The sequence below is a fragment of the Microbacterium sp. genome, assembly GCF_031988965.1.
Classification (GTDB): domain Bacteria; phylum Actinomycetota; class Actinomycetes; order Actinomycetales; family Microbacteriaceae; genus Microbacterium.
The window spans coordinates 98,469-122,833 of the sequence record NZ_DALZXX010000002.1 but is presented as its reverse complement, the minus strand read 5'-3'; the positions used below and the strand labels follow the sequence as shown (position 1 = coordinate 122,833).

Annotated in this window: 24 protein-coding genes and 2 tRNA genes; 15 read left to right on the top strand and 11 right to left on the bottom strand. The window is 67.7% G+C overall.

Going from position 1 to position 24,365, the window contains the following annotated elements:
- Nucleotides 1–109: 109 nt before the first annotated feature.
- Nucleotides 110–180 (bottom strand) — tRNA-Gly (locus RTM68_RS02230).
- A 111-nt stretch (nt 181–291) separates the two neighbouring features.
- Between RTM68_RS02230 and RTM68_RS02225 the strand changes: the two genes are divergently transcribed.
- The 10 genes from RTM68_RS02225 to clpX all read left to right on the top strand — a co-directional run bounded on the left by RTM68_RS02225 (nt 292) and on the right by clpX (nt 9,681).
- Nucleotides 292–365 (top strand) — tRNA-Pro (locus RTM68_RS02225).
- Between the two features lie 62 nt (nt 366–427).
- Nucleotides 428–1,948 (top strand): trigger factor, encoded by a 1,521-nt coding sequence (tig, locus tag RTM68_RS02220; protein WP_312167872.1) that lies wholly within the window; start codon nt 428–430, stop codon nt 1,946–1,948.
- An 81-nt stretch (nt 1,949–2,029) separates the two neighbouring features.
- A complete protein-coding gene (locus RTM68_RS02215; protein ID WP_312167871.1) occupies nt 2,030–2,527 on the top strand; it encodes a tetratricopeptide repeat protein in 498 nt (165 codons plus the stop codon).
- 81 nt (nt 2,528–2,608) lie between these two features.
- On the top strand, nt 2,609–3,205 hold the full coding sequence (locus tag RTM68_RS02210) for an ATP-dependent Clp protease proteolytic subunit (RefSeq protein WP_194763381.1): 597 nt from the start codon (nt 2,609–2,611) through the stop codon (nt 3,203–3,205).
- Between the two features lie 20 nt (nt 3,206–3,225).
- Nucleotides 3,226–3,867 (top strand): ATP-dependent Clp protease proteolytic subunit, encoded by a 642-nt coding sequence (locus tag RTM68_RS02205; RefSeq protein ID WP_312167869.1) that lies wholly within the window; start codon nt 3,226–3,228, stop codon nt 3,865–3,867.
- A 149-nt stretch (nt 3,868–4,016) separates the two neighbouring features.
- On the top strand, nt 4,017–4,952 hold the full coding sequence (locus tag RTM68_RS02200; RefSeq protein ID WP_312167867.1) for a sugar-binding domain-containing protein: 936 nt from the start codon (nt 4,017–4,019) through the stop codon (nt 4,950–4,952).
- Nucleotides 4,949–5,950 carry a deoxyribose-phosphate aldolase gene (gene deoC / locus RTM68_RS02195; RefSeq protein WP_312167866.1) on the top strand — a complete coding sequence of 334 codons (1,002 nt, stop codon included), beginning with the start codon at nt 4,949–4,951 and terminating at the stop codon, nt 5,948–5,950. The genes RTM68_RS02200 and deoC overlap by 4 nt, the downstream gene beginning before the upstream one ends.
- A 9-nt stretch (nt 5,951–5,959) precedes the next feature.
- A complete protein-coding gene (locus RTM68_RS02190; RefSeq protein ID WP_312167864.1) occupies nt 5,960–7,402 on the top strand; it encodes an aldehyde dehydrogenase family protein in 1,443 nt (480 codons plus the stop codon).
- On the top strand, nt 7,399–8,250 hold the full coding sequence (locus RTM68_RS02185) for an aldehyde dehydrogenase family protein (RefSeq protein WP_312167862.1): 852 nt from the start codon (nt 7,399–7,401) through the stop codon (nt 8,248–8,250). The genes RTM68_RS02190 and RTM68_RS02185 overlap by 4 nt, the downstream gene beginning before the upstream one ends.
- A 162-nt stretch (nt 8,251–8,412) precedes the next feature.
- Nucleotides 8,413–9,681 (top strand): ATP-dependent Clp protease ATP-binding subunit ClpX, encoded by a 1,269-nt coding sequence (gene clpX, locus RTM68_RS02180; protein ID WP_312167860.1) that lies wholly within the window; start codon nt 8,413–8,415, stop codon nt 9,679–9,681.
- A gap of 111 nt (nt 9,682–9,792) precedes the next feature.
- On the opposite strand, the gene RTM68_RS02175 is transcribed toward clpX, so the two are convergent.
- The 9 genes from RTM68_RS02175 to RTM68_RS02135 all read right to left on the bottom strand — a co-directional run bounded on the left by RTM68_RS02175 (nt 9,793) and on the right by RTM68_RS02135 (nt 18,570).
- Nucleotides 9,793–10,335, bottom strand: a complete 543-nt coding sequence (locus RTM68_RS02175; RefSeq protein WP_312167859.1) for a class I SAM-dependent methyltransferase — start codon at nt 10,333–10,335, stop codon at nt 9,793–9,795.
- A 73-nt stretch (nt 10,336–10,408) separates the two neighbouring features.
- Nucleotides 10,409–12,460 (bottom strand): M3 family metallopeptidase, encoded by a 2,052-nt coding sequence (locus RTM68_RS02170; protein ID WP_312167858.1) that lies wholly within the window; start codon nt 12,458–12,460, stop codon nt 10,409–10,411.
- 92 nt (nt 12,461–12,552) lie between these two features.
- Nucleotides 12,553–12,768, bottom strand: a complete 216-nt coding sequence (locus RTM68_RS02165; protein WP_312167856.1) for a hypothetical protein — start codon at nt 12,766–12,768, stop codon at nt 12,553–12,555.
- Nucleotides 12,768–15,362: a valine--tRNA ligase gene (gene valS, locus RTM68_RS02160; RefSeq protein WP_312167854.1), complete on the bottom strand. Its 2,595-nt coding sequence runs from the start codon at nt 15,360–15,362 to the stop codon at nt 12,768–12,770. Before valS ends, RTM68_RS02165 begins: the two co-directional genes overlap by 1 nt.
- Nucleotides 15,363–15,458: 96 nt before the next feature.
- Nucleotides 15,459–15,935, bottom strand: a complete 477-nt coding sequence (locus tag RTM68_RS02155; protein WP_312167853.1) for a hypothetical protein — start codon at nt 15,933–15,935, stop codon at nt 15,459–15,461.
- A 1-nt stretch (nt 15,936) separates the two neighbouring features.
- On the bottom strand, nt 15,937–17,508 hold the full coding sequence (locus RTM68_RS02150) for a hypothetical protein (RefSeq protein ID WP_312167851.1): 1,572 nt from the start codon (nt 17,506–17,508) through the stop codon (nt 15,937–15,939).
- Nucleotides 17,505–17,828: a hypothetical protein gene (locus tag RTM68_RS02145; protein WP_312167849.1), complete on the bottom strand. Its 324-nt coding sequence runs from the start codon at nt 17,826–17,828 to the stop codon at nt 17,505–17,507. The genes RTM68_RS02150 and RTM68_RS02145 overlap by 4 nt, the downstream gene beginning before the upstream one ends.
- Nucleotides 17,829–17,869: 41 nt before the next feature.
- Nucleotides 17,870–18,163: a WXG100 family type VII secretion target gene (locus tag RTM68_RS02140; RefSeq protein WP_312167847.1), complete on the bottom strand. Its 294-nt coding sequence runs from the start codon at nt 18,161–18,163 to the stop codon at nt 17,870–17,872.
- The gene (locus RTM68_RS02135; protein ID WP_312167846.1) at nt 18,163–18,570 is read right to left on the bottom strand and encodes a YbaB/EbfC family nucleoid-associated protein; all 408 of its coding nucleotides are present in this window, start codon (nt 18,568–18,570) and stop codon (nt 18,163–18,165) included. The genes RTM68_RS02140 and RTM68_RS02135 overlap by 1 nt, the downstream gene beginning before the upstream one ends.
- Before the next feature lie 157 nt (nt 18,571–18,727).
- On the opposite strand from RTM68_RS02135, the gene RTM68_RS02130 reads away from it, so the two are divergent.
- From RTM68_RS02130 to RTM68_RS02110, 5 genes are all read left to right on the top strand, one after another.
- The gene (locus RTM68_RS02130) at nt 18,728–20,338 is read left to right on the top strand and encodes an ABC transporter substrate-binding protein (RefSeq protein WP_312167845.1); all 1,611 of its coding nucleotides are present in this window, start codon (nt 18,728–18,730) and stop codon (nt 20,336–20,338) included.
- 100 nt (nt 20,339–20,438) lie between these two features.
- Nucleotides 20,439–21,380: an ABC transporter permease gene (locus RTM68_RS02125; RefSeq protein ID WP_312167844.1), complete on the top strand. Its 942-nt coding sequence runs from the start codon at nt 20,439–20,441 to the stop codon at nt 21,378–21,380.
- Entirely contained in the window at nt 21,377–21,670 is a 294-nt protein-coding gene (locus RTM68_RS02120) for a hypothetical protein (RefSeq protein WP_312167842.1), read from the top strand. The genes RTM68_RS02125 and RTM68_RS02120 overlap by 4 nt, the downstream gene beginning before the upstream one ends.
- A gap of 35 nt (nt 21,671–21,705) precedes the next feature.
- Entirely contained in the window at nt 21,706–22,122 is a 417-nt protein-coding gene (locus RTM68_RS02115; protein WP_312167841.1) for an ABC transporter permease subunit, read from the top strand.
- Complete coding sequence (locus RTM68_RS02110; protein WP_312167840.1) at nt 22,119–23,627, top strand: ABC transporter ATP-binding protein; 1,509 nt, start codon at nt 22,119–22,121, stop codon at nt 23,625–23,627. The genes RTM68_RS02115 and RTM68_RS02110 overlap by 4 nt, the downstream gene beginning before the upstream one ends.
- Here the strand turns inward: RTM68_RS02110 and RTM68_RS02105 are convergent.
- Nucleotides 23,617–24,267 carry a pentapeptide repeat-containing protein gene (locus tag RTM68_RS02105; protein WP_312167838.1) on the bottom strand — a complete coding sequence of 217 codons (651 nt, stop codon included), beginning with the start codon at nt 24,265–24,267 and terminating at the stop codon, nt 23,617–23,619. The two genes, RTM68_RS02110 and RTM68_RS02105, sit on opposite strands and share 11 nt — an antisense overlap.
- Nucleotides 24,268–24,365: the final 98 nt, after the last annotated feature.

Sequence of the window (24,365 nt, the reverse complement as noted above, 5' to 3'; positions counted from 1 at the left end):
CGATGGACCTCCGAGGGGAACCTGCGTACTGAGACTCTGCCAGATGTGCCTGATCTGGAGGATGTGACAACGCAGAAAGGCCCCCGCATCGCGGGGGCCTTTTCGTCGGAGGGGCTGACGAGAATCGAACTCGCATCATCTGTTTGGAAGACAGAGGCTTTACCACTAAGCTACAGCCCCGATGTCGGCGGTGAACCCGGAGGAACTGTGCCGACTCATCGATCATAGCGGACTGTCGGACGTGCTCATGTCCGTTAGACTCGGTGGGGCTGAATCTGCGTGCAGATTCCCCGGGGCGTAGCTCAGTTTGGTAGAGCGCCCGCTTTGGGAGCGGGAGGTCGCAGGTTCAACTCCTGTCGCCCCGACACGGCTCGAACGGCCTGACAGCCGCGATTCAGCGCGGAAACCACAAGGAGAACACACCAGCATGGCGAACAGCACCGTCGAGAAGCTGACCCCGACCCGGGTCAAGCTCAGCATCACGGTCACCCCCGACGACCTCAAGCCCAGCATCTCGCACGCCTATGAGCACATCGCTCAGGACGTCCAGATCCCCGGCTTCCGCAAGGGCAAGGTCCCGGCACCGATCATCGACCAGCGCATCGGACGCGGCGCGGTCATCGAGCACGCGGTCAACGAAGGCCTCGACAAGTTCTTCCGCGAGGCGACCGCCGAGCACAAGCTGCGCATCGTCGGCCGCCCCGCGGCCGAGATCACCCAGTGGCCGAACGAGAAGGACTTCTCCGGAGACCTCCTCGTCGACATCGAGGTGGATGTCCGCCCCGAGATCGAGATCCCCGCGTACGACGGCATCACCCTGACGGTCGACGCCGTCGAGGCTGACGACGCCGCACTCGACGAGGAGATCGAGAAGCTCCGTGCCCGGTTCGGCACGCTGGTTCCCGTCGACCGTCCCGCCGCGAAGGGTGACTTCGTCGAGCTCGACCTCGTCGCCACCATCGACGGCGCCGAGATCGACCGCGCCGAGGGCGTCTCGTACGAGGTCGGCTCGGGCGAGCTGCTCGAGGGCATCGACGATGCCATCGAGTCGCTGACCGCCGGTGAGGACACCACGTTCCGCTCGGCTCTCGTGGGCGGCGACCACGCCGGCTCCGAGGCCGAGGTCTCCGTGAGCGTCAAGGCCGTCAAGGAGCGCGAGCTCCCCGAGGCCGACGACGACTTCGCGCAGATCGCCAGCGAGTTCGACACGATCGCCGAGCTCCGCGAGAGTCTCGCCGAGCGCGTCGCACAGCAGGGCGTCTTCACGCAGGGCTCCGCCGCGCGCGACAAGCTCGTCGAGACGCTTCTCGAGCAGATCGAGATCCCGGTCCCGCCGCAGCTCATCGAAGACGAGGTGCACAACCACCTCGAGGGCGAGAACCGCCTCGAAGACGACGTGCACCGTGCCGAGGTGACCGAGGCGAGCGAGAAGCAGTTCCGCACGCAGGTGCTGCTCGACACGATCGCCGAGCAGGCTGACGTGCAGGTCTCCCAGGAGGAGCTCTCGCAGTACCTCATCCAGTCCGCATCGCAGTACGGCATGGCGCCTCAGGAGTTCGTCGAGGCGCTGCAGTCCTCGAACCAGCTCCCGGCTCTCGTCGGTGAGGTCGCCCGCAACAAGGCCCTCGCCATCGCGCTCGGCAAGGTGAAGGTCGTCGACACCAACGGCAAGGCCGTCGATCTGTCCGACTTCGTCGTGACCGACGACGAGGCCGAGACCGAGGCTCCCGCCGAGGAGAAGCCGGCCAAGAAGGCGCCCGCCAAGAAGGCCGCTGCGAAGAAGGCCGACGACGCCGAGGCTGCGGAGAAGCCCGCTGCGAAGAAGCCGGCTGCCAAGAAGGCTCCGGCGAAGAAGGCCGACGACGCCGAGGCTGCCGAGAAGCCCGCTGCGAAGAAGCCCGCTGCCAAGAAGGCTCCGGCCAAGAAGGCGGCCGACAAGGCTGAGTGACCGAACACGATCTCTGAGGAAGGGGCGGATGCTGAGGCATCCGCCCCTTTCTCGTCACCGGACCGGAAGAGGAGCGAGGACATGACGAAGACCTGGGATGAGCGCATCGACGAGGTGTGGGCCGATGCGTCGGGCGAGGAGGTCGGCGCCGACACCATCGCCCGAATCGACGCACTGGCTGCCGAGCGTAGCTCAGACGATGCGCGTGCGGAGTTCGAGCGAGCCGGTGCCAGGGACTCCGCCGGGATGCCGGCTGAGGCCGTGCGGCTCTATCGGCGCGCGCTCACCCTCGGCCTCGATGACGAGCACCGCCCGCAGTGCGTGATCCAGCTGGCCAGCTCGCTGCGCAACCTCGGTCAGTACGACGAGGCGCTCGAGGTGATCCGCGCCGAGGGGGAGCTCTCCGCCGACGGGCCGTACCGAGACGCGGTGGCGACCGTGCACGCCCTGATCCTCGCGAGCGCGGGCAGGCCTGCGCAGGGACTGTCGGTCGCATTGCTGGCCCTGGTGCCGCACCTGCCCCGGTATCACCGCTCCATGACCGCCTACGCCCACGAGATCGCCGAGCTCGACGGTTGATATGCCGACGGCGAACACGGCCTGGGCGCCGCGTTGTCGCCGGTAGATTCGAATCACTGAAACACGGAATCAGGAGCTGACATGGCTGCAGAACCCCTCCTCGCTACGAGCGTCTTCGACAGGCTGTTGAAGGACCGCATCATCTGGCTGGGATCGGAGGTGCGCGACGAGAACGCCAATGAGATCTGCGCGAAGATCCTCCTTCTCGCCGCAGAGGACTCCGAGAAGGACATCTACCTCTACATCAACTCGCCCGGTGGATCGATCACTGCCGGTATGGCGATCTACGACACGATGCAGTTCGTGCCGAACGACATCGTCACGGTCGGAATCGGTATGGCCGCATCGATGGGTCAGCTGCTGCTGACGGCCGGCACGAAGGGCAAGCGCTACATCACGCCCAACGCCCGCGTGCTGCTGCACCAGCCGCACGGTGGCTTCGGCGGAACCTCGAGCGACATCCAGACGCAGGCGCAGCTCATCACCTCGATGAAGAACCGCCTCGCCGAGATCACGGCCTCGCAGACCGGCAAGTCCGTCGAGCAGATCAACGCAGACGGTGACCGCGACCGCTGGTTCACCGCTGACGAGGCGCTCGAGTACGGCTTCGTCGACCACATCCGCGACTCGGCCACCGACGTCGTCGGCGGCGGCGGAACCGACCAGGACACCAAGTAACGGAAAGCGAAAGGACTCTCATGTACACACCCACCTTCCGCTCTGCCGGCAACCTGCCCTCCAGCCGCTACGTGCTTCCTCAGTTCGAGGAGCGCACCGCGTACGGCTTCAAGCGCCAGGATCCCTACAACAAGCTGTTCGAGGACCGCGTGATCTTCCTCGGCGTGCAGGTCGACGACGCGTCGGCCGACGATGTCATGGCGCAGCTGCTCGTGCTCGAGAGCCAGGACTCCGAGCGTGACATCACGATGTACATCAACTCGCCCGGCGGCTCGTTCACGGCCATGACGGCGATCTACGACACGATGCAGTACGTCGCGCCGCAGATCCAGACGGTCGTGCTCGGCCAGGCGGCATCCGCCGCATCCGTGCTGCTCGCCGCCGGACACCCCGGCAAGCGTCTCGCTCTGCCCAACGCCCGTGTGCTCATGCACCAGCCGGCGATGGGGGAGGCCGGACACGGTCAGGCATCCGACATCGAGATCCAGGCGGCGGAGATCCTCCGTATGCGCACCTGGCTCGAAGAGGCCATGGCCCGCCACACGGGCAAGCCTGTGGAGCAGGTCAACCGTGACATCGACCGCGACAAGATCCTGTCGGCCGCCGAGGCGCTCGACTACGGCATCGTCGATCAGGTTCTCACCTCGCGCAAGCGCATGTGATCACCCGCATCTGAAAGGACGTCGGCCTCCGGGCCGGCGTCCTTTCGTCGTTTCCGGCAGATGTGCGAATCATCTCCTAGGATTGCTCATATGAGCACGTGGATGCGCGAAAGCCGCAGCCCGCGTACTCTGAGAACGAGGAGGATGCTGTGGATGACGAGCTGACGATGGTCCGCGTCGCCGAGTTGTACTACGACGAGGAGAAGACGCAGGACGAGATCGGAGCACTCCTCGGGCTCTCCCGATGGAAGGTCGGGCGTCTGCTGATCCAGGCTCGCGAGCGAGGCATCGTCCGCATCGAGATCATCCATCCCCGTGCCCGCCGACTCGGGCTCGAGCGTGAGCTCGTCGATCGACACGGTCTCGCGGCAGCCGTGGTCGTTCCGGCGCCCGAAGGTGACGACGGAACGCTCGAACGCGTCGCGCAGGCTGCCGCCGATTACCTCACGGCCATGCGCCCGGTGCCCCGCACCCTCGGCGTGAGCTGGGGGCGCACTCTGCGCGCCGTGGCCGAGGCGCTGCCCGACGGCTGGGCGACCGGAGTCACCGTCGTGCAGCTGAACGGGGGCGTGAGCCTGAACCGGAGGTCGGGAGGAGCCGCCGGTCTCGCCGTCACGATCGCGCAGCGCGCCTCGGGCCAGGTCTCGCTGCTTCCGAGCCCCGCGATCCTCGAGCGCGTCGAGACCAAGCAGGCCATCGAGGCCGACCGCACCGTCGCGGCCGTGCTCGAAGAGGCCGCGGACGCACAGGCGTTCCTCTTCACGGCAGGACCGTGCGACGCCAGTTCGGCCCATGTCGAGAACGGCTACCTCTCGGCGTCCGAGGTCGAGGAGCTGTCGCGGCGTGGGGCCGTGGGAGACGTCCTCGGCCGATACATCGACGCCGACGGCAACATCGTCGATCCGCAGCTCGATGCGCGGACGGTCGGGGTCGATCTCGGCAGGCTTCGCGGAGCGAGCCGAGCGGTCTTCGTCACCGCGGGTGACGCCAAGCATGACATCGCGCGTACAGTCGTGACCAGCGGCCTGTGCAGCGTTTTGGTGACAGATGAGAACACAGCACGAGCATTGTTGGAGGAACGATGACGACCCAAGAACTCAGCCGCAGATCGGCGGTGGACGTTCTCGGCGGTGAGCCGGACGACGCCACACTCCGCCGCTTCCTGCATGGCCTTCCCGGCGTCGATGCGGTCGGTCTCGAGCAGCGCGCTGCCGGACTCGGCACGCGATCGATCAAGACGACGTCGAAGGCCTGGGCCCTCGACACGATCATCAGACTGATCGATCTCACGACCCTCGAGGGCTCGGATACGCCCGGCAAGGTGCGTTCGCTCGTCGCGAAGGCCAAGAACCCGGATGCCGCCGACCCGTCGACTCCGAAGGTCGCCGCCGTCTGCGTCTACGGTGACATGGTGGGCGACGCGGTCGAGGCCCTCGGCTCTCTGCACGGCGACCCGGACGACGGACTCATCTCGGTCGCGGCCGTCGCCACGGCCTTCCCGAGCGGACGCTCGTCGCTGGCGATCAAGCTGGCCGATACCGCCGAGGCGGTCGCCGCCGGTGCGGACGAGATCGACATGGTCATCGACCGCGGAGCGTTCCTCTCCGGACGCTACGGCCTCGTCTTCGATCAGATCGCGCAGGTCAAGGAGGCGTGCCGTCGTGCCGACGGCTCGTACGCGTCGCTCAAGGTGATCCTCGAGACCGGCGAGCTGAACACCTACGACAACATCAAGCGGGCATCGTGGCTCGGCATCCTCGCCGGCGGCGACTTCATCAAGACGTCCACGGGGAAGGTGCAGCCCGCGGCCACCCTTCCGACGACACTGCTGATGCTCGAGACCGTGCGTGACTGGCACCGCGGCACGGGCGAGCGCATCGGGGTGAAGCCGGCCGGCGGCATCCGCTCGTCGAAGGACGCCGTGAAGTACCTCGTCACCGTCGCCGAGACCGTGGGGGAGGAATGGCTTCAGCCGCACCTCTTCCGTTTCGGCGCGTCGAGCCTGCTGAACGACGTGCTCCTGCAGCGTCAGAAGCTCACCACCGGCCACTACTCCGGCCCCGACTACGTCACGATCGACTAGGACCCCGATATGTCATTCCTGGAATATGCTCCGGCTCCGGAGTCGAAGGCAGTCCTGAACCTGAAGGACAGTTACGGTCTGTTCATCGACGGCGAGTTCGTCGACGGGTCGGGCTCGAGCTTCACCACCATCTCGCCGGCCGACGAGACCCGTATCGCTGAGATCGCCTCGGCGAGCGACGAGGACGTCGACCGGGCCGTCGCCGCCGCACGACGCGCGTACGACAAGACGTGGTCGAAGATGAGCGGCCGCGATCGGGGAAAGTACCTGTTCCGGATCGCGCGCCTCGTGCAGGAGCGGGCGCGCGAGCTCGCAGTGGCCGAGAGTCTCGACAACGGCAAGCCGATCAAGGAGAGCCGCGACGTCGACGTTCCTCTCGTCGCCTCCTGGTTCTTCTACTACGCGGGGTGGGCCGACAAGCTCGACTACGCCGGACTCGGTGCGAACCCGCGCGCGCTCGGCGTGGCGGGTCAGGTGATCCCGTGGAACTTCCCGCTGCTGATGCTGGCGTGGAAGCTCGCTCCCGCCCTGGCCGCCGGCAACACCGTCGTGCTCAAGCCCGCCGAGACCACGCCGCTCACGGCGCTGATCTTCGCGGAGATCCTGCAGCAGGCCGATCTTCCGGCAGGTGTGGTCAACATCGTGACCGGTGCCGGCTCGACCGGCGCCGCCCTCGTGCGGCATCCGGACGTCGACAAGGTGGCCTTCACGGGGTCGACCGGCGTCGGCCGTGACATCGCCCGTGCCGTGGCCGGCACCACGAAGAGGCTCACGCTCGAGCTCGGCGGCAAGGCCGCGAACATCGTGTTCGATGACGCGCCCATCGATCAGGCTATCGAGGGCATCGTCAACGGGATCTTCTTCAACCAGGGGCACGTGTGCTGTGCGGGCAGTCGTCTGCTCGTGCAGGAGTCGATCCACGACGAGGTCATCGATCGTCTGAAGAGCCGCCTGTCGACGCTCCGTCTCGGTGACCCTCTCGACAAGAACACCGACATCGGTGCGATCAACTCGGCAGCGCAGCTGGCGCGTATCCGCGAGCTCAGCGACATCGGCGAGGCCGAGGGTGCGGAGCGCTGGACTGCGGACTGCGCGATCCCCGACAAGGGGTTCTGGTTCGCGCCCACGATCTTCACCGGTGTCGAGGCCTCTCATCGCATCGCCCGCGATGAGGTCTTCGGTCCCGTCCTCTCGGTCCTGACCTTCCGCACGCCCGCCGAGGCGATCGCCAAGGCCAACAACACGCCGTACGGTCTCTCGGCCGGCATCTGGTCGGACAAGGGATCGCGCATCCTCGCCGTGGCCGACCGTCTCCGCGCCGGAGTCGTGTGGGCCAACACGTTCAACCGTTTCGACCCGTCGAGCCCGTTCGGCGGATACAAGGAGTCCGGATACGGCCGTGAGGGCGGACGTCAGGGCCTCACCGCGTACCTGAAGGGAGCCGCAGCATGAGCAAGCGACTCAGTGTTCCGAAGACGTACAAGCTCGCCATCGGCGGTGCCTTCCCGCGCAGCGAGTCCGGCCGCACCTACGAGGTGCTCTCGGCGAAGGGCACGTTCCTCGCCAACGCCGCGCAGGCGTCCCGCAAGGATGCCCGCGACGCCGTCGTCGCCGCCCGTGCCGCTGTGAAGGGCTGGTCGGGTGCGACCGCGTACAACCGCGGACAGGTGCTGTATCGGGTCGCCGAGGTGCTCGAGGGGCGTCGAGCGCAGTTCATCGACGAGATCACCGCACAGGAAGGCGTGTCGGCCTCGACTGCTGCAGCCCAGGTCGACGAGGCGATCGACCTCTGGGTCTGGTACGCGGGCTGGTGCGACAAGTACGCCCAGGTCGCCGGCAACGCGAACCCGGTCTCGGGGCCGTACTTCAACATCTCGGTTCCGGAACCGACCGGTGTCGTCGCGATCGTCGCACCGCAGGACTCCGCGCTGCTCGGTCTCGTGTCGGTCGTGGCGCCCGCACTCGTTGCGGGCAACGCGGTCGTCGTGATCGCCAGTGAGCGGCATCCGCTGTCGGCGATCAGCCTCGCCGAGGTGCTCGCAACGAGCGACGTGCCGGGGGGAGTGGTCAACGTCCTCACCGGATCGCCCGCGGAGATGGCACCGTGGCTCGCGTCGCACCAGGACGTCAATGCTCTCGACCTCGCCGGTGCGGGGGCGCTGGAATGGGTGGACCTGCAGATCGCCGCGGCGGAGACGCTGAAGCGCGTCCTCGCGCCCGGCGAGGTCACGGCGTCACTCGAGCGGATCGCCGCTTTCACCGAGATCAAGACCGTGTGGCACACGAAGAGCATGGTCTGACGGCACGTTCTTGAGAGGCCCGCCCGCGCATCGCGCGGGCGGGCCTCTCGCTCTGCGAGTCGATATCGACTCGAGATGCGCGCGCCGCGCCAATGCGTCCCGGTGTCGGATGCAGCGGTTAGGCTCAGTAGACGATCTCTGGATCCCCCTAGGAGGACGCGCATGGCCCGTATCGGTGAAAGCGCTGACCTGTTCAAGTGCTCGTTCTGCGGAAAGAGCCAGAAGCAGGTGCAGCAGCTCATCGCTGGACCCGGTGTGTACATCTGCGACGAATGCGTCGAACTGTGCAACGAGATCATCGAGGAGCGGATGGCCGAGTCCTCCGCCGAGGGGAATGCAGATTTCGAGCTGCCCAAGCCCCGCGAGATCTTCTCGTTCCTCGAGGAGTACGTCGTCGGTCAGGAACCCGCGAAGAAGGCTCTCGCCGTCGCGGTCTACAACCATTACAAGCGCATCCGTGCGCACGGCACCCTGCAGACGGCCGAGCAGAAGGCCGAGAGTGTCGAGATCGCCAAGAGCAACATCCTGCTCATCGGGCCGACCGGCTGCGGAAAGACCTACCTCGCGCAGACTCTCGCGAAGCGCCTGAACGTGCCGTTCGCGGTCGCTGACGCCACGGCGCTCACCGAGGCCGGTTACGTCGGTGAGGATGTCGAGAACATCCTGCTCAAGCTGATCCAGGCCGCGGACTACGACGTCAAGCGCGCCGAACAGGGCATCATCTACATCGACGAGGTCGACAAGATCGCCCGCAAGGCCGAGAACCCCTCGATCACCCGTGATGTCTCGGGCGAGGGGGTGCAGCAGGCTCTGCTCAAGATCATCGAGGGCACGGTCGCCTCGGTGCCGCCGCAGGGCGGACGCAAGCACCCGCACCAGGAGTTCCTGCAGATCGACACCTCGAACGTGCTGTTCATCGTCGCCGGCGCGTTCGCCGGCCTCGAGGACATCGTCTCGGCACGCGTCGGCAAGCACGGCATCGGTTTCGGCGCCCCGCTGCACGACAAGGGCAAAGACCTCGATCTGTTCAGCGAAGTCCTCCCGGAGGACCTGCACAAGTTCGGTCTCATTCCCGAGTTCATCGGACGCCTTCCGGTCGTCACGAACGTCTCGCCGCTCGACCAGGACGCGCTCATCGACATCCTCACAGGCCCGCGCAACGCGCTCGTCAAGCAGTACCAGCGCATGTTCGAGCTCGACGGCGTGCAGCTCGAATTCGAAGATGACGCTCTGCGGTCCATCGCCGACCTCGCGGTCGAGCGCAAGACGGGCGCCCGCGGCCTCCGCGCGATCCTCGAAGACGTGCTCGGTCCGATCATGTTCGAGATCCCTTCTGCAGAGGACGTCGCCAAGGTCATCGTGACCCGTGCGGCCGTCGACGAGGGTGCGCCTCCTACGATCGTGATGGAGCGCAAGCGCAAGAGCGCGTGAGTTCGACTCCCGCGCCCTGGCTGGTCGTCGACAGCGAGACCGTTCTCGGCAGGAAGAACGTGCGGCCTTCGTCTTGCCCCGCTGACCGTCAGCGGGGCACGGCCGGGACTCTCACCCGGCGGCGCTGAGGAAGTCCGCGATCAGGACCGTGTCCGTCCCGTCAGTCCATGTCGTGTGGCTCGCGAGGGTGAAGCCATGCAGCGCGAACGTCGCGGCGATCGCCTCAGCATCGGCATACGGGTCGTGATCCGTCGGGTAGGGGCGAGCGGAGGTCGGCGATGTGATGCCGCTCAGATGCGGGGAGGCGAAGCTCGCGGTGACGAGATGCCCGCCCGGCCGCAGCACGCGCGCCCACTCGTCGAGGGCAGCGGACACATCAGGGATGATGTGCAGTGCGGTGACGCACGTGGCGATGTCCACGGATCCGTCTGCGAGAGGCAGGTGCGACGCATCGGCCTCGATCCACTCCGCGGACGGAAGCTCGCGCCGCGCGACGCGGAGCATCTCAGGAGAGAGGTCCACTCCGACGAGGCGGATGCCTGAAGCACTGCCGGACCTGTCCAGCGCGCGCAGCACGAGTCCGGTGCCGGTCGCGATATCCACGATGGTCTCGACGCCGACGAGGTCGAGGCCCTGGGCCACGGTGTCAGCCACACCCCGGTGCATCGCGCTGTCGTCGTAGCGCTCGGCGCGCTGATCGAATGCCGACCGAATGCGATCGAGCCGATCAGGCATCGAGCCCGCGCCGCTTCAGCAGGGGTGCGATCTCGGCGTCGCGTCCACGGAAATCGCGGTAGGCGTCGAGCGGGTTCCTCGAGCCGCCCACCCCGAGGAGTCGGGCGCGGAACCGATCGCCGTTCTCGCGCGTGAGACCGCCGTTCTCTCGGAACCAGTCCACGGTGTCGGCGTCGAGCACCTCGCTCCAGATGTACGAGTAGTAGCCGGCGCTGTACCCGCCCGAGAACACGTGTGCGAAGTACGTCGACGAATAGCGCGTAGGCACGACCGGGTCACCGAGCCCGATGTCGGCGAGCGCGGCAGCCTCGAACGCGGCGACATCGGCGACATCGGCCTCAGGACCCACCCGGTGCCATGCCTGGTCGAGCCAGGCGGCCGCGAGATACTCGCTCGTGTCGTGTCCCTGGTTGAAGGTCTCCGTCGCGCGCAGGCGTTCGACGATCGCCGGGTCGAGCGGCTCACCGGTCTCGTGATGACGGGCGTAGTTGTCGAGCACCTCGGGCCAGAGGATCCACATCTCGTTCACCTGGCTGGGGAACTCGACGAAGTCGCGGAAGACGTTGGTTCCCGCGAAGTGCGGGTAGGTCACGACCGCGAAGAGACCGTGCAGCGCGTGGCCGAACTCGTGGAACAGTGTGGTGACCTCGTCGAGGGTGAGAAGGGTCGGTTCGCCGTCGCCGGGGAGCGGAACGTTGAGGTTGTTCACCACGACCGGCAGAGTGCCACGAAGGCGCGACTGGCTGACGATCGGGTTCATCCACGCGCCACCGCGCTTCGAGTCGCGCGTGTAGAGGTCGAGCACGTACAGCCCGAGGTCGGAGCCGTCGGCGTTGTGCACCTCGAAGACGCGGGCGCCGGGGTGGTATGCGACGAGGTCGTGCCTCTCGCTGAAGGTGACCCCGTAGAGTGCGGTGGCGGCGAAGAAGACGCCATCCTGCAGCACCCGCTCGGCCTCGAACCACGGTCGCAGCGCACTCGTGTCGATGTCGTAGCGCGCGGTGCGCACCTTCTCGGTGTAGAACGCCCAATCATGCGCTTCCACGGTGAAGGGCGTGTTCTCGGTCTCGTCGACGATCGTCTGCAGGGCATCCCGCTCAGCGCGGGCGTTGCGCGCTGACGGAGCGGCGAGCTCACGCAGCATCCGCTCGACAGCCTCGGGTGTACCCGCGGTCTCGTCCGCCGTGACGTAGGCGGCATGCGAGTCATATCCGAGAAGCGCGGCGCGCTCGGCGCGAAGCCGCACGATCTCTCGGAGCACGGGCCGGTTGTCGTTCGCATTGTCGCGCGATGCTCGCGCCCGGGAGGCATCCATGATGCGCCGCCGTGACTCGCGCTCGCGCAGCTGCGCGAGGTGGGGGGGACCGGTGAACAGGGGTAGCGAGACGATGAACTTCCCGTCGAGGCCGCGCTCCGCGGCCGAGCGCGACGCTGCCGAGAGCTCGCCCGTGCTGAGCCCCGCGAGCTCGTCTGCGGACTCGAACACGACCGCGAGGTCGTTCGTGTCGTTCAGCAGATTGCGTTCGAACGTGGTGCCGAGCGTCGACAGCTGCTGGTTCAGCGCAGTGAGCCGGGCCTTCGCCTCGTCGTCGAGGGCGGCTCCGGCGTGCGTCATCTCTCGATGGTGCCGCTCGACCAGGTACCGCTGCTCGTCGTCGAGATCGAGTTCCGCGAGGTGTGCGTGCACCTGCTGCACCCGCCAGTACAGCGCGCCGTCGAGAGTCACCGCGTCATTGTGAGCGGCCATCAACGGTGCGAGCTGCTCGTCGACCGCCTGGATCTCGGGCGTCGCGTCAGCGGAGCTCACCGTGTAGAACGCGTGGGCCACACGGTCGAGAAGCTCTCCCGACCGTTCGATCGCCTCGATCGTGTTCTCGAACGTCGGCATCGAACGCACCATGGTGATGCGCGAGATCTCGTGGAGGTGCTCCGCAAACGCGGCCTCGAAGGCAGGCAGATAGTGCTCGGGCCTGATCGCGCGATAGTCGGGGAGCCCGTACGGGAGTTCTGACGGCTGGAGCAGCGGATTCGAGGCTTCGGTCATGGGTCGAGCCTAATGATCGGCAGCCCACGACGATCGAGACCCTCCGTCGCCCAGGGCAGCGAAGGGTCTCGATCATGACCGGAGCGGGTCGATCAGTCCTGGAAGGGGCGGGCGATCACGTCACCGGTCGGGGTCTGGATGACCTCCCAGCCGGCGTCGAGTTCGGCGATCGCGCGGCCCTCGAGCCAGGTGAGCGTCCAGTGGCCGGTGAGCTCTCGAGACTCGACCTCCGCGATCGCCGGTCGCAGAGCTGCAGGTACGGATGCCGGCGGCTCGGACCCGGTGGCCCACCGCGTGCCCAGCTGCATCAGGCGCCCTCGACCGGCGCGAGCTCGATCGCGGTGACCGCGAACGCCTCGGCTTCGGTGAACTCGAGCTCGGCGATCCGACCCACGGCGCGGAGATCGTCTGCCGCCGCCCGCAGCGACTCGAGCTTGGCGGCCGGCGCTGCGATGGCCGCGCGCGAGACCGGCGTCTTCTGAGACGCCTTCGCCTCGGTCTTGGCGCGGCGGATGCCGATCAGAGCCTCACTCGCTGCCGACAGCACAGCGGTGTCGCCCTCGATGCCCAGGGGCTGAGGCCAGGCGGCCGTGTGCACGGAGCCCTCTTCGAACCACGACCACACCTCTTCGGTCGCGAACGAGATGATCGGGGCGAGCAGACGCAGCAGCGTCGACAGAGCCAGACGCAGGGCGAGTGCCGCGGATGCCTGGCCGGTGTCGTTCTGGTTGTACGCGCGCTCCTTCACCAGCTCGAGGTAGTCGTCGCAGAACGTCCAGAAGAACGCCTCGGTGACCTCGAGCGCCTTCGCCTGGTCGTAGTTCTCGAAGGCCTTCGTCGCCTCGACGATCACGGCGTCGAGAGCCGTCAGCATCGATGCATCGAGCGCGTGCGTGACCTGGGCGCCCTCGGGGACCGGGAACGACAGCACGAACTTCGCGGCGTTGAGCACCTTGATCGCGAGGCGGCGGCCGATCTTCACCTGCGTCGGGTTCTGCGGATCGAAGGCGGCGTCCATGCCGAGTCGGCTGGAGGCGGCCCAGTAGCGCACCGCATCCGATCCATGGGTGTCGAGGATGTCCGCCGGGGTCACGACGTTGCCCTTCGACTTCGACATCTTCTTGCGGTCGGGGTCGACGATGAAGCCGGAGATCGCGGCGTTGCGCCACGGCGAGCGGCCGTCCTCGAGCGTCGAGCGCAGCATGGTCGAGAAGAGCCAGGTGCGGATGATGTCCTGACCCTGCGGGCGCAGGTCGAACGGGGCGGTGAGCTGCCAGAGCTCCTCGTCGCGCTGCCAGCCGCCGGCGAGCTGAGGGGTCAGGGACGACGTGGCCCAGGTGTCGAGGATGTCGGCCTCGGCCTCGAAGCCGCCTGCTGCTCCTCGCTGGTCCTCGGTGTAACCGGCGGGCACGTCGGTCGTGGGGTCGATCGGCAGCGACGCGTGGTCCGGAGCGAGCACGCGGTCGTAGTCGCGCTCGCCGTTCTCGTCGAGTCCGTACCAGAGGGGGATCGGCACGCCGAAGAAGCGCTGACGCGACACCAGCCAGTCGCCGGTGAGGCCGCCGACCCAGTTCTCGTACCGCACACGCATGAACTCCGGGTGCCAGGCCAGCTCGGTGCCGTGGGCGAGCAGCTCGTCGCGGAGCTTCGCGTCGCGGGCGCCGTTGCGGATGTACCACTGGCGCGTCGACACGATCTCGAGAGGGCGGTCGCCCTTCTCGAAGAACTTCACCGCGTGGTTGAACGGCTTGCCGACCGCGGTCATGTCGCCGGTCTCCTGCAGCTTCTCGACGATCGCCTTGCGGGCCGAGAACACGGTCTTGCCGGCGAGCTCGGACGCGTACCAGTCGACGGCCTCGGCGTTCGCGACGATCGACGGTGCGGTGGGCAGGAAGCGCCCGTCGAGGCCGATCGTGGTCATGTTCGGCAGGTCGGCGCCGGTCGTCGTGCGCAGCTCGCGCCACCAGATGATGTCGGTCACGTCGCCGAAGGTGCAGACCATGGCCGCGCCGGTGCCCTTGTCGGGCTGGGCGAGGTGGTGTCCGTGGATCTCGATCTCGGCGCCGAAGAACGGCGTGCGCACCTTCGTGCCGATGAGGTGCTTGTGCGGCCCCTCGGGGTGCGTCACGATCGCGATGCACGCGGGCAGCAGCTCGGGGCGGGTCGTCTCGATCGTGATCGAGCCGGAGCCGTCGGCGAAGGGGAAATCGATCGTGTGATAGGCGGCCTGCTGGTCACGGTCCTCGAGCTCAGCCTGCGCGATGGCCGAGCGGAAGTCGATGTCCCACAGGGTCGGGGCGAGCGACTGGTAGGCCTCGCCGCGCTCAAGGTTGCGCAGGAAAGCGAGCTGGCTCTGACGGATCGTGTCGTCGGAGATCGTGCGGTACGTCTGCGTCCAGTCGACCGAGAGGCCGAGCTGGCGGAAGAGGGCTTCGAACTGCTTCTCGTCCTCGATGGTCAGACGCTCGCACAGCTCGATGAAGTTGCGACGGCTGATCGGCACCTGGTCGGCGGCGCGACTGGACTTGTTGTCGCCGCCCTCGAAAGGCGGGGTGAAGTCGGCCTGGTAGGGCAGCGTCGGATCGCAGCGCACGCCGTAGTAGTTCTGCACGCGGCGCTCGGTGGGCAGGCCGTTGTCGTCCCAGCCCATCGGGTAGAAGACGTTCTTGCCGCGCATGCGCTCGAACCGCGCCTTGACGTCAGTGTGCGTATACGAGAACACGTGACCGATGTGCAGGCTGCCGGATGCCGTGGGCGGGGGAGTGTCGATCGAGTAGACGCCCTCACGGCCGGACTGCGCGGCGCGGAGTCGGTCGAACAGGTACGTACCCTGCTCGGACCACGACTCACCCCACTTCGCTTCGAGGCCTTCGAGTACGGGCTTGTCGGGAATCACAGACATGGAGGTCTCCTCGAGCGATGTATGCGGCACTGTGTGAGCGTGCCTGAGTGTGGGTTGTGTCCCACAGTCTAATCGCCTCGGGCGGCGGCGCTCCTCTCACTCGCCCCAGACGGCCTCGACGATCGCGATGGCCTGGTCGTTCGTGACCTGAATGTCTCCGTAGCTGCTCGACGAGAACTCGAGTTCGGGCGAGATGCTCTGCACGAGCGCCTCGAGGTCGATGGATTCTTCATCACTTCCGTTGACGCCGAGGTCGATCTTGTCACTGGGCAGGTCGTTGTTCTCGAGAATGATCCGGAGGATTCCGGCGAGATCGTCGGCCGAGGCCTCGTCGTGGTCGAGATCGACTCCCACGCTGAGATAGAAGGTGAACCCGGAGATCGTCTTCTCGGCATACGAGTGAGTGATCCCGATATCGGATGCTGCCAGAGCCGCCGGTATCGTCTCGGCGAAGTCCCCGTCGGAGGTCTCCTTCAGGAGAGGGCCGCACCCGGTCACCGCGACCATCGCGCCTCCCAGCGCGAGGATCGAGATCGCGCGCGCGAGTCGACGCTCGCCTTTCGTCGTGCCCATGTCAGCGCTCCACTCCCTGATAGATCTGATGATCGACGACGGTACCGCCGAGACCGGCGAGGTCCCACGGGTCGGTGCCGTCGTTGGCTGCGTGATAACCGTTCTCCCAAGTGCCGACGGAATCCGCGTACAGGCTGTTGTCGTGGGCGTCGAACCCGTGCGCCCCCTCAGGGTCCGGAAGCGTGATCTGGTGGATGTTCGGGGGCAGCACCGTCACGGGGGTGTTCGGGATGTCGATCGGAGACTGCCCTGGCAGTCCGGGGACCCCGATCGTGCTCCCGTCGAGCATCGGCACGACGTCGGTCGCGTGCTGGAAGGCATAGACCGGGACGTTCGGAGGCACGGTGAAGTTGTCGACGGGCGACCCGTTCGTCACGACGCCGATGGGGTTGTACGGGAACGACGAGTCCGCAGCGAGGTTCGCCGCCATGATGCCGCCCTGGCTGAACCCCGTCAGCACGACGTCGGAGCCCGCCGGAATGCCCGCCTGTTGCATCGCATCCAGCACGGCTCGCTCGTATTGCGTGCGGAAGAGCGGGTTGTCGAGCATCAGAGCGAGGTTGTTGTCGCGGTCGTTCATGGCGCCGGCGGGGCCGCCGAACTCCCAGGCCTGTGTGGAGGGCAGCGACACGACCCAGTGAGTCGAGCCGTCAGGCGCGACGACCTGCTTGATGTCGATCGCGGTGGAGCTCTCTCCACCCATCGAGTCGGTCGTGCCGTTGACGGAGACGAGATCCGAGAGCGAGTCGAGAGAGGTGACCCCGTGCGCGTCCTTCCATGCCTCGAGCTGCTCGTCCGTCAGCGTGGCGGGGTCGATCTCGGTGACCTGTGCGTCATCGGTCAGGAAGTCGTGCAGGACGTTGCCGAAAACGAGCCCGAGGGGTCCTCCCGTGAGTGATCCGACCAGGGGCAGCATGTCGACGAGGAGGTCGCGGAGCTTCGCCAGCGCATCTCCGATGAGCGGCACGAGCTTGTACAGCAGCTGCGCGAGCGAGACCACGGCGCCGGTGAGGCTCTTGACCAGGGCTCCCGCGGAGGTGATGAAGTCGGCCGCCGACGACGCGAAGCGCTTGATGTCATCGATCTTCTTCAACGGGTTGAGGCTGAAGCTGAAGAGGTCGTCGGCGAAGCGGCTGAGGCTGCCGAGGAAGTCGCAGATCAGGACCCGTGTGGACTCGATGATCTGGCTGACCAGACGCACCGCACTCGCGGTGGCGCCGGTCCACTGGGCGGCATCCTCGGCGACGGACAGCAGATCGTCGTAGCGGGCGCGCAGCGCACGGACGGTCCGCCCGTCCATGTCCGCCAGTCTCGGCTCCGCATCTCGCAGCGTCTCGACGACCCGAAGGAGAGACCTCTCCGCATCCTCCCACCGCGAGGCGAATCCGCCCACGGTTCCCGGATCTCCGAGCAGATCGTCGAACCACTCACGAAGCGGAGCGATGTACTGCATCAGCATGCCGGCGAAACCGGGGATGCTCGCGCAGTCGGCCTGTGAGGCGCTGGGCCCTGGGGCGCCGGCGGCCCAGGATCCGGAGCGCACCTGGCTGCTGATGCCGGCGATCGCGCTCACAGTTCTCCCTCGACGGTGCGGAAGGAGGCGACGGCGCCGTCCTCGATGGTGCCGAACGCGTCGACGATGTCCCGGAGTCCGGTGCCTGTGGCGTCAGCGAGCGCGGTCGCCGCCGTGAGCGTGGATTCGGACGCGTCCGCGAGGGCGTCGATGGCAGGGCCGAGGAGGGGGCCGCACATCGCGCCGAAAGCTGACTGTCCCACACCTCCCGCCGCGGTCTTCGCGGCGGCGCCGAGGAGTTCGGCGGCCGACGTCAGTGACTTCACGTGGGCGCGGAGTTCGTCCTCATCGATGATGATCTGCTGGTTGGCTGCGGTCATTATGATCTGTTCCCCCCGAGTGTCTGTCGTGTGAGGTGGCGTCAGCTGCCGCCGAGGACGCGCTGGCCGGCCAGGTCCGCGTCGGAGTACTGGGTGGCGAGCTCGCCGAGCACGTCCGAGATCGCCACGACGAGTGCGGTGCGCTCGCGCATCAGCCCGTCGAACCGGCTCTGTGCGGCGTCGAATGCCATCTGCGCCTCGCCCGACCATGATCCGCGGAGGATCCCCGCGTGCGTCGTCAGCTCGTCGAGTGCCGTGTCGATGGCCAGCGACGCGGCGCTGATCTCCTTCGCGGCCTTCGCGACCTGGGCGGGGTTGACCTCGATGATTCCCATCACCGGTACTCGATCGTGCCGCCGTCGACGGGAGGGAAGGCTGCGTCGACATCGACGCGGACCGCTGCGACGAGCGGTGAGGTCTCCCCGAGCGTCCGGCTCATCGAGTCCAGCACCTGCTCTGCGGCCGCGCGCTGCGCCTTCGCGATCGTCGCGGTGATCAGCCCGCCGAGCGCTGCGGCGTCCGTCGAGGTGCTGATCGAGGTCAGCTGCACCGATTCGATCCCGCCGGTCGGGCGTGCGGTGACCGTGACCCGACCGTCCGCAGACGAGACCGTCGCGGTGGTCTGAGCGGCCTCATCCTCGAGCTTCGCTGACTCTGCTGCCAACTCCTGTGCATGCGCGATCTGGGCGTCGATCTTCGCGTTCAGCGCGGCGATCGTGTCAGAAAGATCCTCGGTCGACACTGCTACCTCCTCCTCCGGTGTCCTCGAATTATAGGAGCAGCCGATGAAGCGGCGAAGGTCGCGGCGAGCCCGTCTCGGCGCGGAGGATCTAGAATTGGATCGAGTCCAAGAACCGATGCATCCGCGTCATCTCCCGCATTCCCTCCCGAGGAACAGCATGCCCCACTCCTTCCTGCGCCGCGCGATCCCGCTCGGCGCCACCGCCATCGTGAGCGCACTTCTGCTCAGCTCCTGCGCGGCCCCCGCATCCGATTCCGACGGCGGCGAGCTGGTCTGGTCGATCGAGGGCGCGAACCTCTCGGCCGGTCACATGGATCCGCAGGTGAGCCAACTCGACGTCTCGGGCATGGTGCAGCGCGCCGTGCTGGACTCGCTGGTGTTCCAGGAGGACGACGGGTCGTTCACCCCCTGGCTCGCGAAGAAGTGGACCGTGTCGCCCGACAGCACCGAGTACACCTTCGAGCTCCGTGACGACGTCACGTTCACCGACGGCGAGCCCTTCGATGCCGAGGCGGTCAAGGCCAACTTCGACCGCATCGTGGACCCCGAGACCGAGTCGGCCCAGGCCGCGGCGATGCTCGGCGCTGACTTCTACGAGGGCACCGAGGTCGTCGATGAGCACACCGTGAAGGTGAGCTTCACGCAGCCCTACGCGCCGTTCCTGCAGGCAGCCAGCACACCGCAGCTCGGCTTCTACTCACCGGCGGTCCTCGCCGAGTCCGCCGACCAGCTGAAGGCCGGGGGCCCCGGCGTCACGGTCGGCACGGGTCCGTACGAGCTGACCGAGTACACGCCCGATCAGGAGCTCGTCTACACCCGCAACGACGACTACGCCTGGGGCCCGCACGGCGAGGACGCGCCGAAGGTCGAGACGCTGCGCGTCGAGATCCAGCCGGAGGCCTCCGTGCGCACCGGCGTCGTGCAGAGCGGTGAGGCGGATCTCGCGAGCAACATCCCGCCGAACCTCGCAGGCGGCCTCGGCGACGGCATCACGGTCGACTCGATCGAGTACCCGGGGCTGCCGTACTCGCTGTACCTCAACGAGAAGTACGGCGTCTTCGCCGACGAGAAGGTGCGTCAGGCGTTCGCACGCGGGATCGACATCGATGCGGCGGTCGAGGAGATCTTCTTCGACCAGTTCCCCCGTGCGTGGAGCGTGCTCGGCTCGACCACTCCCGGATACGACGCGTCGCTCGAGGGCACGTGGGCCTTCGATCAGGACGCGGCGAGCGCACTGCTCGACGAGGCGGGCTGGACGGAGCGCGACAGCGACGGCATCCGCATGAAGGACGGGCAGCGCCTCTCCGCGCGTTGGATCGCCTGGACGCCGGTTCCCGACGACAAGGCGGCTCTCGCGAACGCCATCCAGTCGGACCTGAAGGGAATCGGCTTCGAGGTCGTCCGCGAGGTGCTCGAGCCCGGAGCCTACAACGAGCAGTACGGTCCGAAGACCTTCGACCTCACGGACTGGGGCTTCTCGGGCGTCGACCCCGACTTCCTGCGCGCGCACCTGCACACCGACGGATTCCAGAACGCCTCGCAGGTCACGGACCCCGAGATCGACTCGCTGCTCGATCAGGCCGTCGCGTCGAGCGACCAGGCCCAGCGCGATGAGATCTACACGCAGCTCCAGGAGTGGAACGCCCAGTACACGGCCATCGTGCCGCTGTACAGCCCGTCGGCCATCACCGCGGTGGGTGAGCGTGTCAGCGGTCTCGACTACGACCTGTACGGGCGCCCGTTGTTCTACGACGTGAGCGTCGGCTGACGCCTGCGCCGTCGAGCGCCCTTCGGCTCTGCGCGATATCGTTCCTGAGCGAGCGCCGCGAGCCGAGGGGCGCCCAGGAGTCTTCGAGAGGGCGAGAACCGTGAAGGCAGCGCTCCTCCGCATCGCCGGTCTCGTGGCGTCCGTCGTGGTCGTGCTGTGGGGAGCGGCGACGCTGGTGTTCCTCGCGTTCCGCGTGATACCCGGCGATCCGGTATCGGTGATGCTCGGCCCCCAGGCTCAGGTCTCAGAGGCCGTCAAGGACGGCATCCGCGCCGAGCTGGGGCTCGATCGCCCGCCGCTCGAACAGTACATCTCCTTCATCGGGCAGCTCGCTCGCGGGGACCTGGGCGAGTCCTACCAGCTGCGGATGCCGGTGACCGAGGTCATCGGCCGTCAACTCGGTTCGACGCTGCAGCTCTCCGCCCTCGCCCTCGTGGTCGCCGTGCTGCTGGCCTTGGCCGTCGCGCTGCTCGTCCGCGGTCAGGCCGGGCGTGCGGTCGCTGCGGGCGTCGAACTCGTCATCCTGTCGTCTCCGGTGTTCTGGATCGGGCTGATCCTGCTCAGCGTCTTCGCCTTCGGACTCGGGTGGTTCCCCGTCTCCGGGGCCCGCAACCCCGCGACGATCGTCCTTCCGGCGATCACTCTCGCCCTGCCCGTCGCGGCGCTCCTCAGCCAGGTGCTGCGCGACGGACTCGTGCAGGCCGAGCGGATGCCGTTCGCCGAGACCGTACGTGCGCGCGGAGCGGGTCCGTCGTGGTTCACACTCCGACACGGCCTGAGGCACGGCGGAGCGAACGCGATCACACTCGCCGCCTACCTCACCGGATCGGTGCTCGGGGGAGCGGTGCTCGTCGAGACGGTCTTCGCGCGGGCCGGCCTCGGCCGTGTCACGCTCGCCGCCATCACCAATCGCGACCTGCCCGTGATCACGGGCATCATCCTGCTCAGCGCGATCGTGTTCGTCATCGTCAACCTCGTCGTCGAGCTGCTGCACCCGATCATCGATCCTCGTCTGCGACGCGACGGCGAGGGCGTCCGATGAGGCGCGCTCAGGTCGTGCTGCTCTGGTGTGCGGCCGCCGTGCTGATGGTGCTTGCTGTCGCCGCCGTCTTTCCCGGCCTGCTGGCCACGCATGACCCCCTCCAGACCGATGTGCGGGCAGCGCTGCTGCCGCCGAGCGCCGATCACCTGTTCGGCACCGATCAGAGTGGTCGCGACGTGTACTCACGGGTGGTCCACGGGGCGGGACGCTCGATCGGCATCGGTCTGCTGGCCACGGGGGTCGCGCTCGTCGCCGGGCTCGTCGTCGGCGCGCTGGCGGGTCTGGCGTAGCGCTCGTCGTGGTGGCGGTTCTCGGGCCGGGCCCGGTGAACATCGCGATCGCCGTGACTCTCGCGGCGGTGCCCGTCTACATCCGTCTCGCGAGGGTGCAGACGCGCACGCTGCGTCGCGCCGAGCACGTCGAAGCCGCGCACATCCTCGGAGTCCGTCCGGCACAGGCATTCGTCCGGCACGTGGTGCCCGGGGTGGTCGGCTCTCTGAGCGTGATCGCGACGATCGGGATCGGATCGAGCATCCTCGCCGCCGCCGGCCTCAGCTTCCTCGGGCTCGGCCCGTCGGAGCCGACTCCCGAGTGGGGGCTGATGCTCTCGGGCGGGCGGAACGTGCTCGGTCAGGCCTGGTGGATCGCCGTGTTCCCCGGGGTGGCGATCACCCTCACAGTGGTATCCGCCACGATCGTCGGACGTATCCTGCGAGCCAGGGCAGAGGGGCGGCGGTCATGAGCGCGGCGCTGGAGCTGAGTGGTCTGCGAATCGACTTCGGGGGAGCCCGCGTCGTCGACGGAGTCTCGATGACGGTGTCGCCTGGCGAGTGCGTCGCGATCGTCGGCGAGTCCGGGGCGGGGAAATCGCTCACCGCGCGGGCGCTGCTGGGCCTGACCCCCGAGACGGCACGGGTGCGGTTCGACCGCTTGATCGTCGACGGAACGGACGTCGCAGGATTCGGTGAGCGGCGGTGGCGTTCGGTGCGGGGCACCGGCATCGCACTGGTGTCGCAGGACGCTCTCGTCTCTCTCGATCCCCTGCAGCGGGTGGGATCGGAGATCGCCGAGCCGCTGCGGATCCACGGACTCGCATCGGGTAGAGGGGTTGTGCGTGCGCGCGTGCAGGGTCTTCTCCGTCGTGTCTGGATGCCCGACCCGGAGCGCAGAGCGCGGCAGTACCCGCATCAGCTCTCCGGCGGGCTCCGGCAGCGGGCGCTGATCGCCTCGGCCATCGCCGCCGATCCGGCCGTCCTCGTCGCGGACGAGCCGACCACGGCGCTCGACGCGACCGTGCAGGCGCGCATCCTGACCCTTCTGCGAGACATCGCGGATGCGGGGACCGCGGTCGTCTTCATCAGCCACGATTTCGCCGCCGTGCGCCGAATCGCCGATCGCGTGCTCGTGATGCGCCACGGTGCGGTGATCGAGTCCGGCTCTGTCGCCGAGGTGCTCGAAGCGCCGGCGCACGTCTACACCCGTCAGCTGATCGCCGCGACCATGCACGAGCCGCGCGAGGGAGCCGAGGAATCCGCCGAACCTGTGCTCGTCGCAACGGGGGTGACCAAGCGATTCGGTGATCTCGTGGCCGTGCAGGACGCGTCATTCGCCCTCCCGCGGGGGCGCACGCTCGGCATCGTGGGGGAGTCGGGATCCGGCAAGACCACTGTCGCTCGGATGATCGTCGGAGTCGAACCGCCGGACGCGGGTGACCTGCGCTGGATCGGAGGGCACCGGGTGCAGCTCGTGCACCAGAATCCCCTCGGCGCGTTCGACCCGAGGTGGACGATCGGACGATCGCTGCGAGAGGCGCTCGCCGCAGGGGGCGTTCCCCGCGACCGGCGAGCCGCGCGGGTCGCGGAACTCCTCGCCGAGGTCGACCTCGACCCGGCGCTGGCAGCCCGACGGCCTCTCGCGCTCTCGGGCGGGCAGCGTCAGCGTGCGGCGATCGCACGAGCTCTGGCGGCCGAGCCCGAGGTCCTGGTGCTCGACGAGCCCGTCTCGGCGCTGGACCCCTCGGTGCGCGAACGCGTGCTGCAGCTGCTGCTTCGACTGCAACGCGAGCGACACCTCACGATGGTGTTCGTGTCGCACGATCTCGATGTGGTGGGTGCGATCGCAGACGAGGTTCTCGTGATGCAGGACGGTGTGATCGTCGAGCAGGGGGCGGTCACGGACGTGTTCGCGGCCCCGCAGCATCCGTTCACTCGGGAGCTGCTGGAGGCGAACCGTCCCGTCAGTCCCTGACCTGGATGCCGAGGCCTGCCGCGAAGAGCGGGGCGAGCTGCTGCACCTGGAAGCTGCTGAGGGTCGTGCCGCGCAGGCTGTTGGCGTCGAGGAACGATCTCGCGTCGAGGCCACGGAGATCGACGTCCTTGGCGCGCAGTCCTCGGGGATCCACCTCGTCCGAGACGCTCTCGGAGAAGCGCACGCGCGTGAGTTCGGCCTGTGGCATGTCGAGTGTGCGGATGCCGCAGTTCGAGATGTCGAGGTCGACACCGCGCGCGCCGCCCAGGTTCAGGTAGTCGATGCGCACGTCGTCGATCTCGAGCTCGTCGATGCGTGCGCCGCTGAGGTCCAGCGTGCCGATGCGCCCTCCGACGACCCGCAGGCGGCGGATGCTCGCATCCCGAAGGCGCAGCGATGCGATGCGCGCTCCGACGATCTCGGCATCGATGATCGTCGCGCCCTGGAGGTCGACGGACTCTGCGTCTGCGGAGATCGTGCACTGCTCGAGCGAGGCGTAGGCGAGGTCGACCGTGCCCGTGAGGTCGAGTCGCGCGGCGAGCAGATCCGCCCCGCGGGCGGGTGAGACCGGGTCCAGTCGCGGTGGCAGATCGGGAGGGGAGACGCGGGGCGCGGCGGGGGATTGCGTGGTGCGGGCCATGCTCGGAGGCTACCGTTTTCCGGGCGCAGGAACGGAATGCCGGAATGCGCGCTCCGGTTTCAGCGCTTTCGTCGGATCGGGGGCCCGAGCGGGGAGTA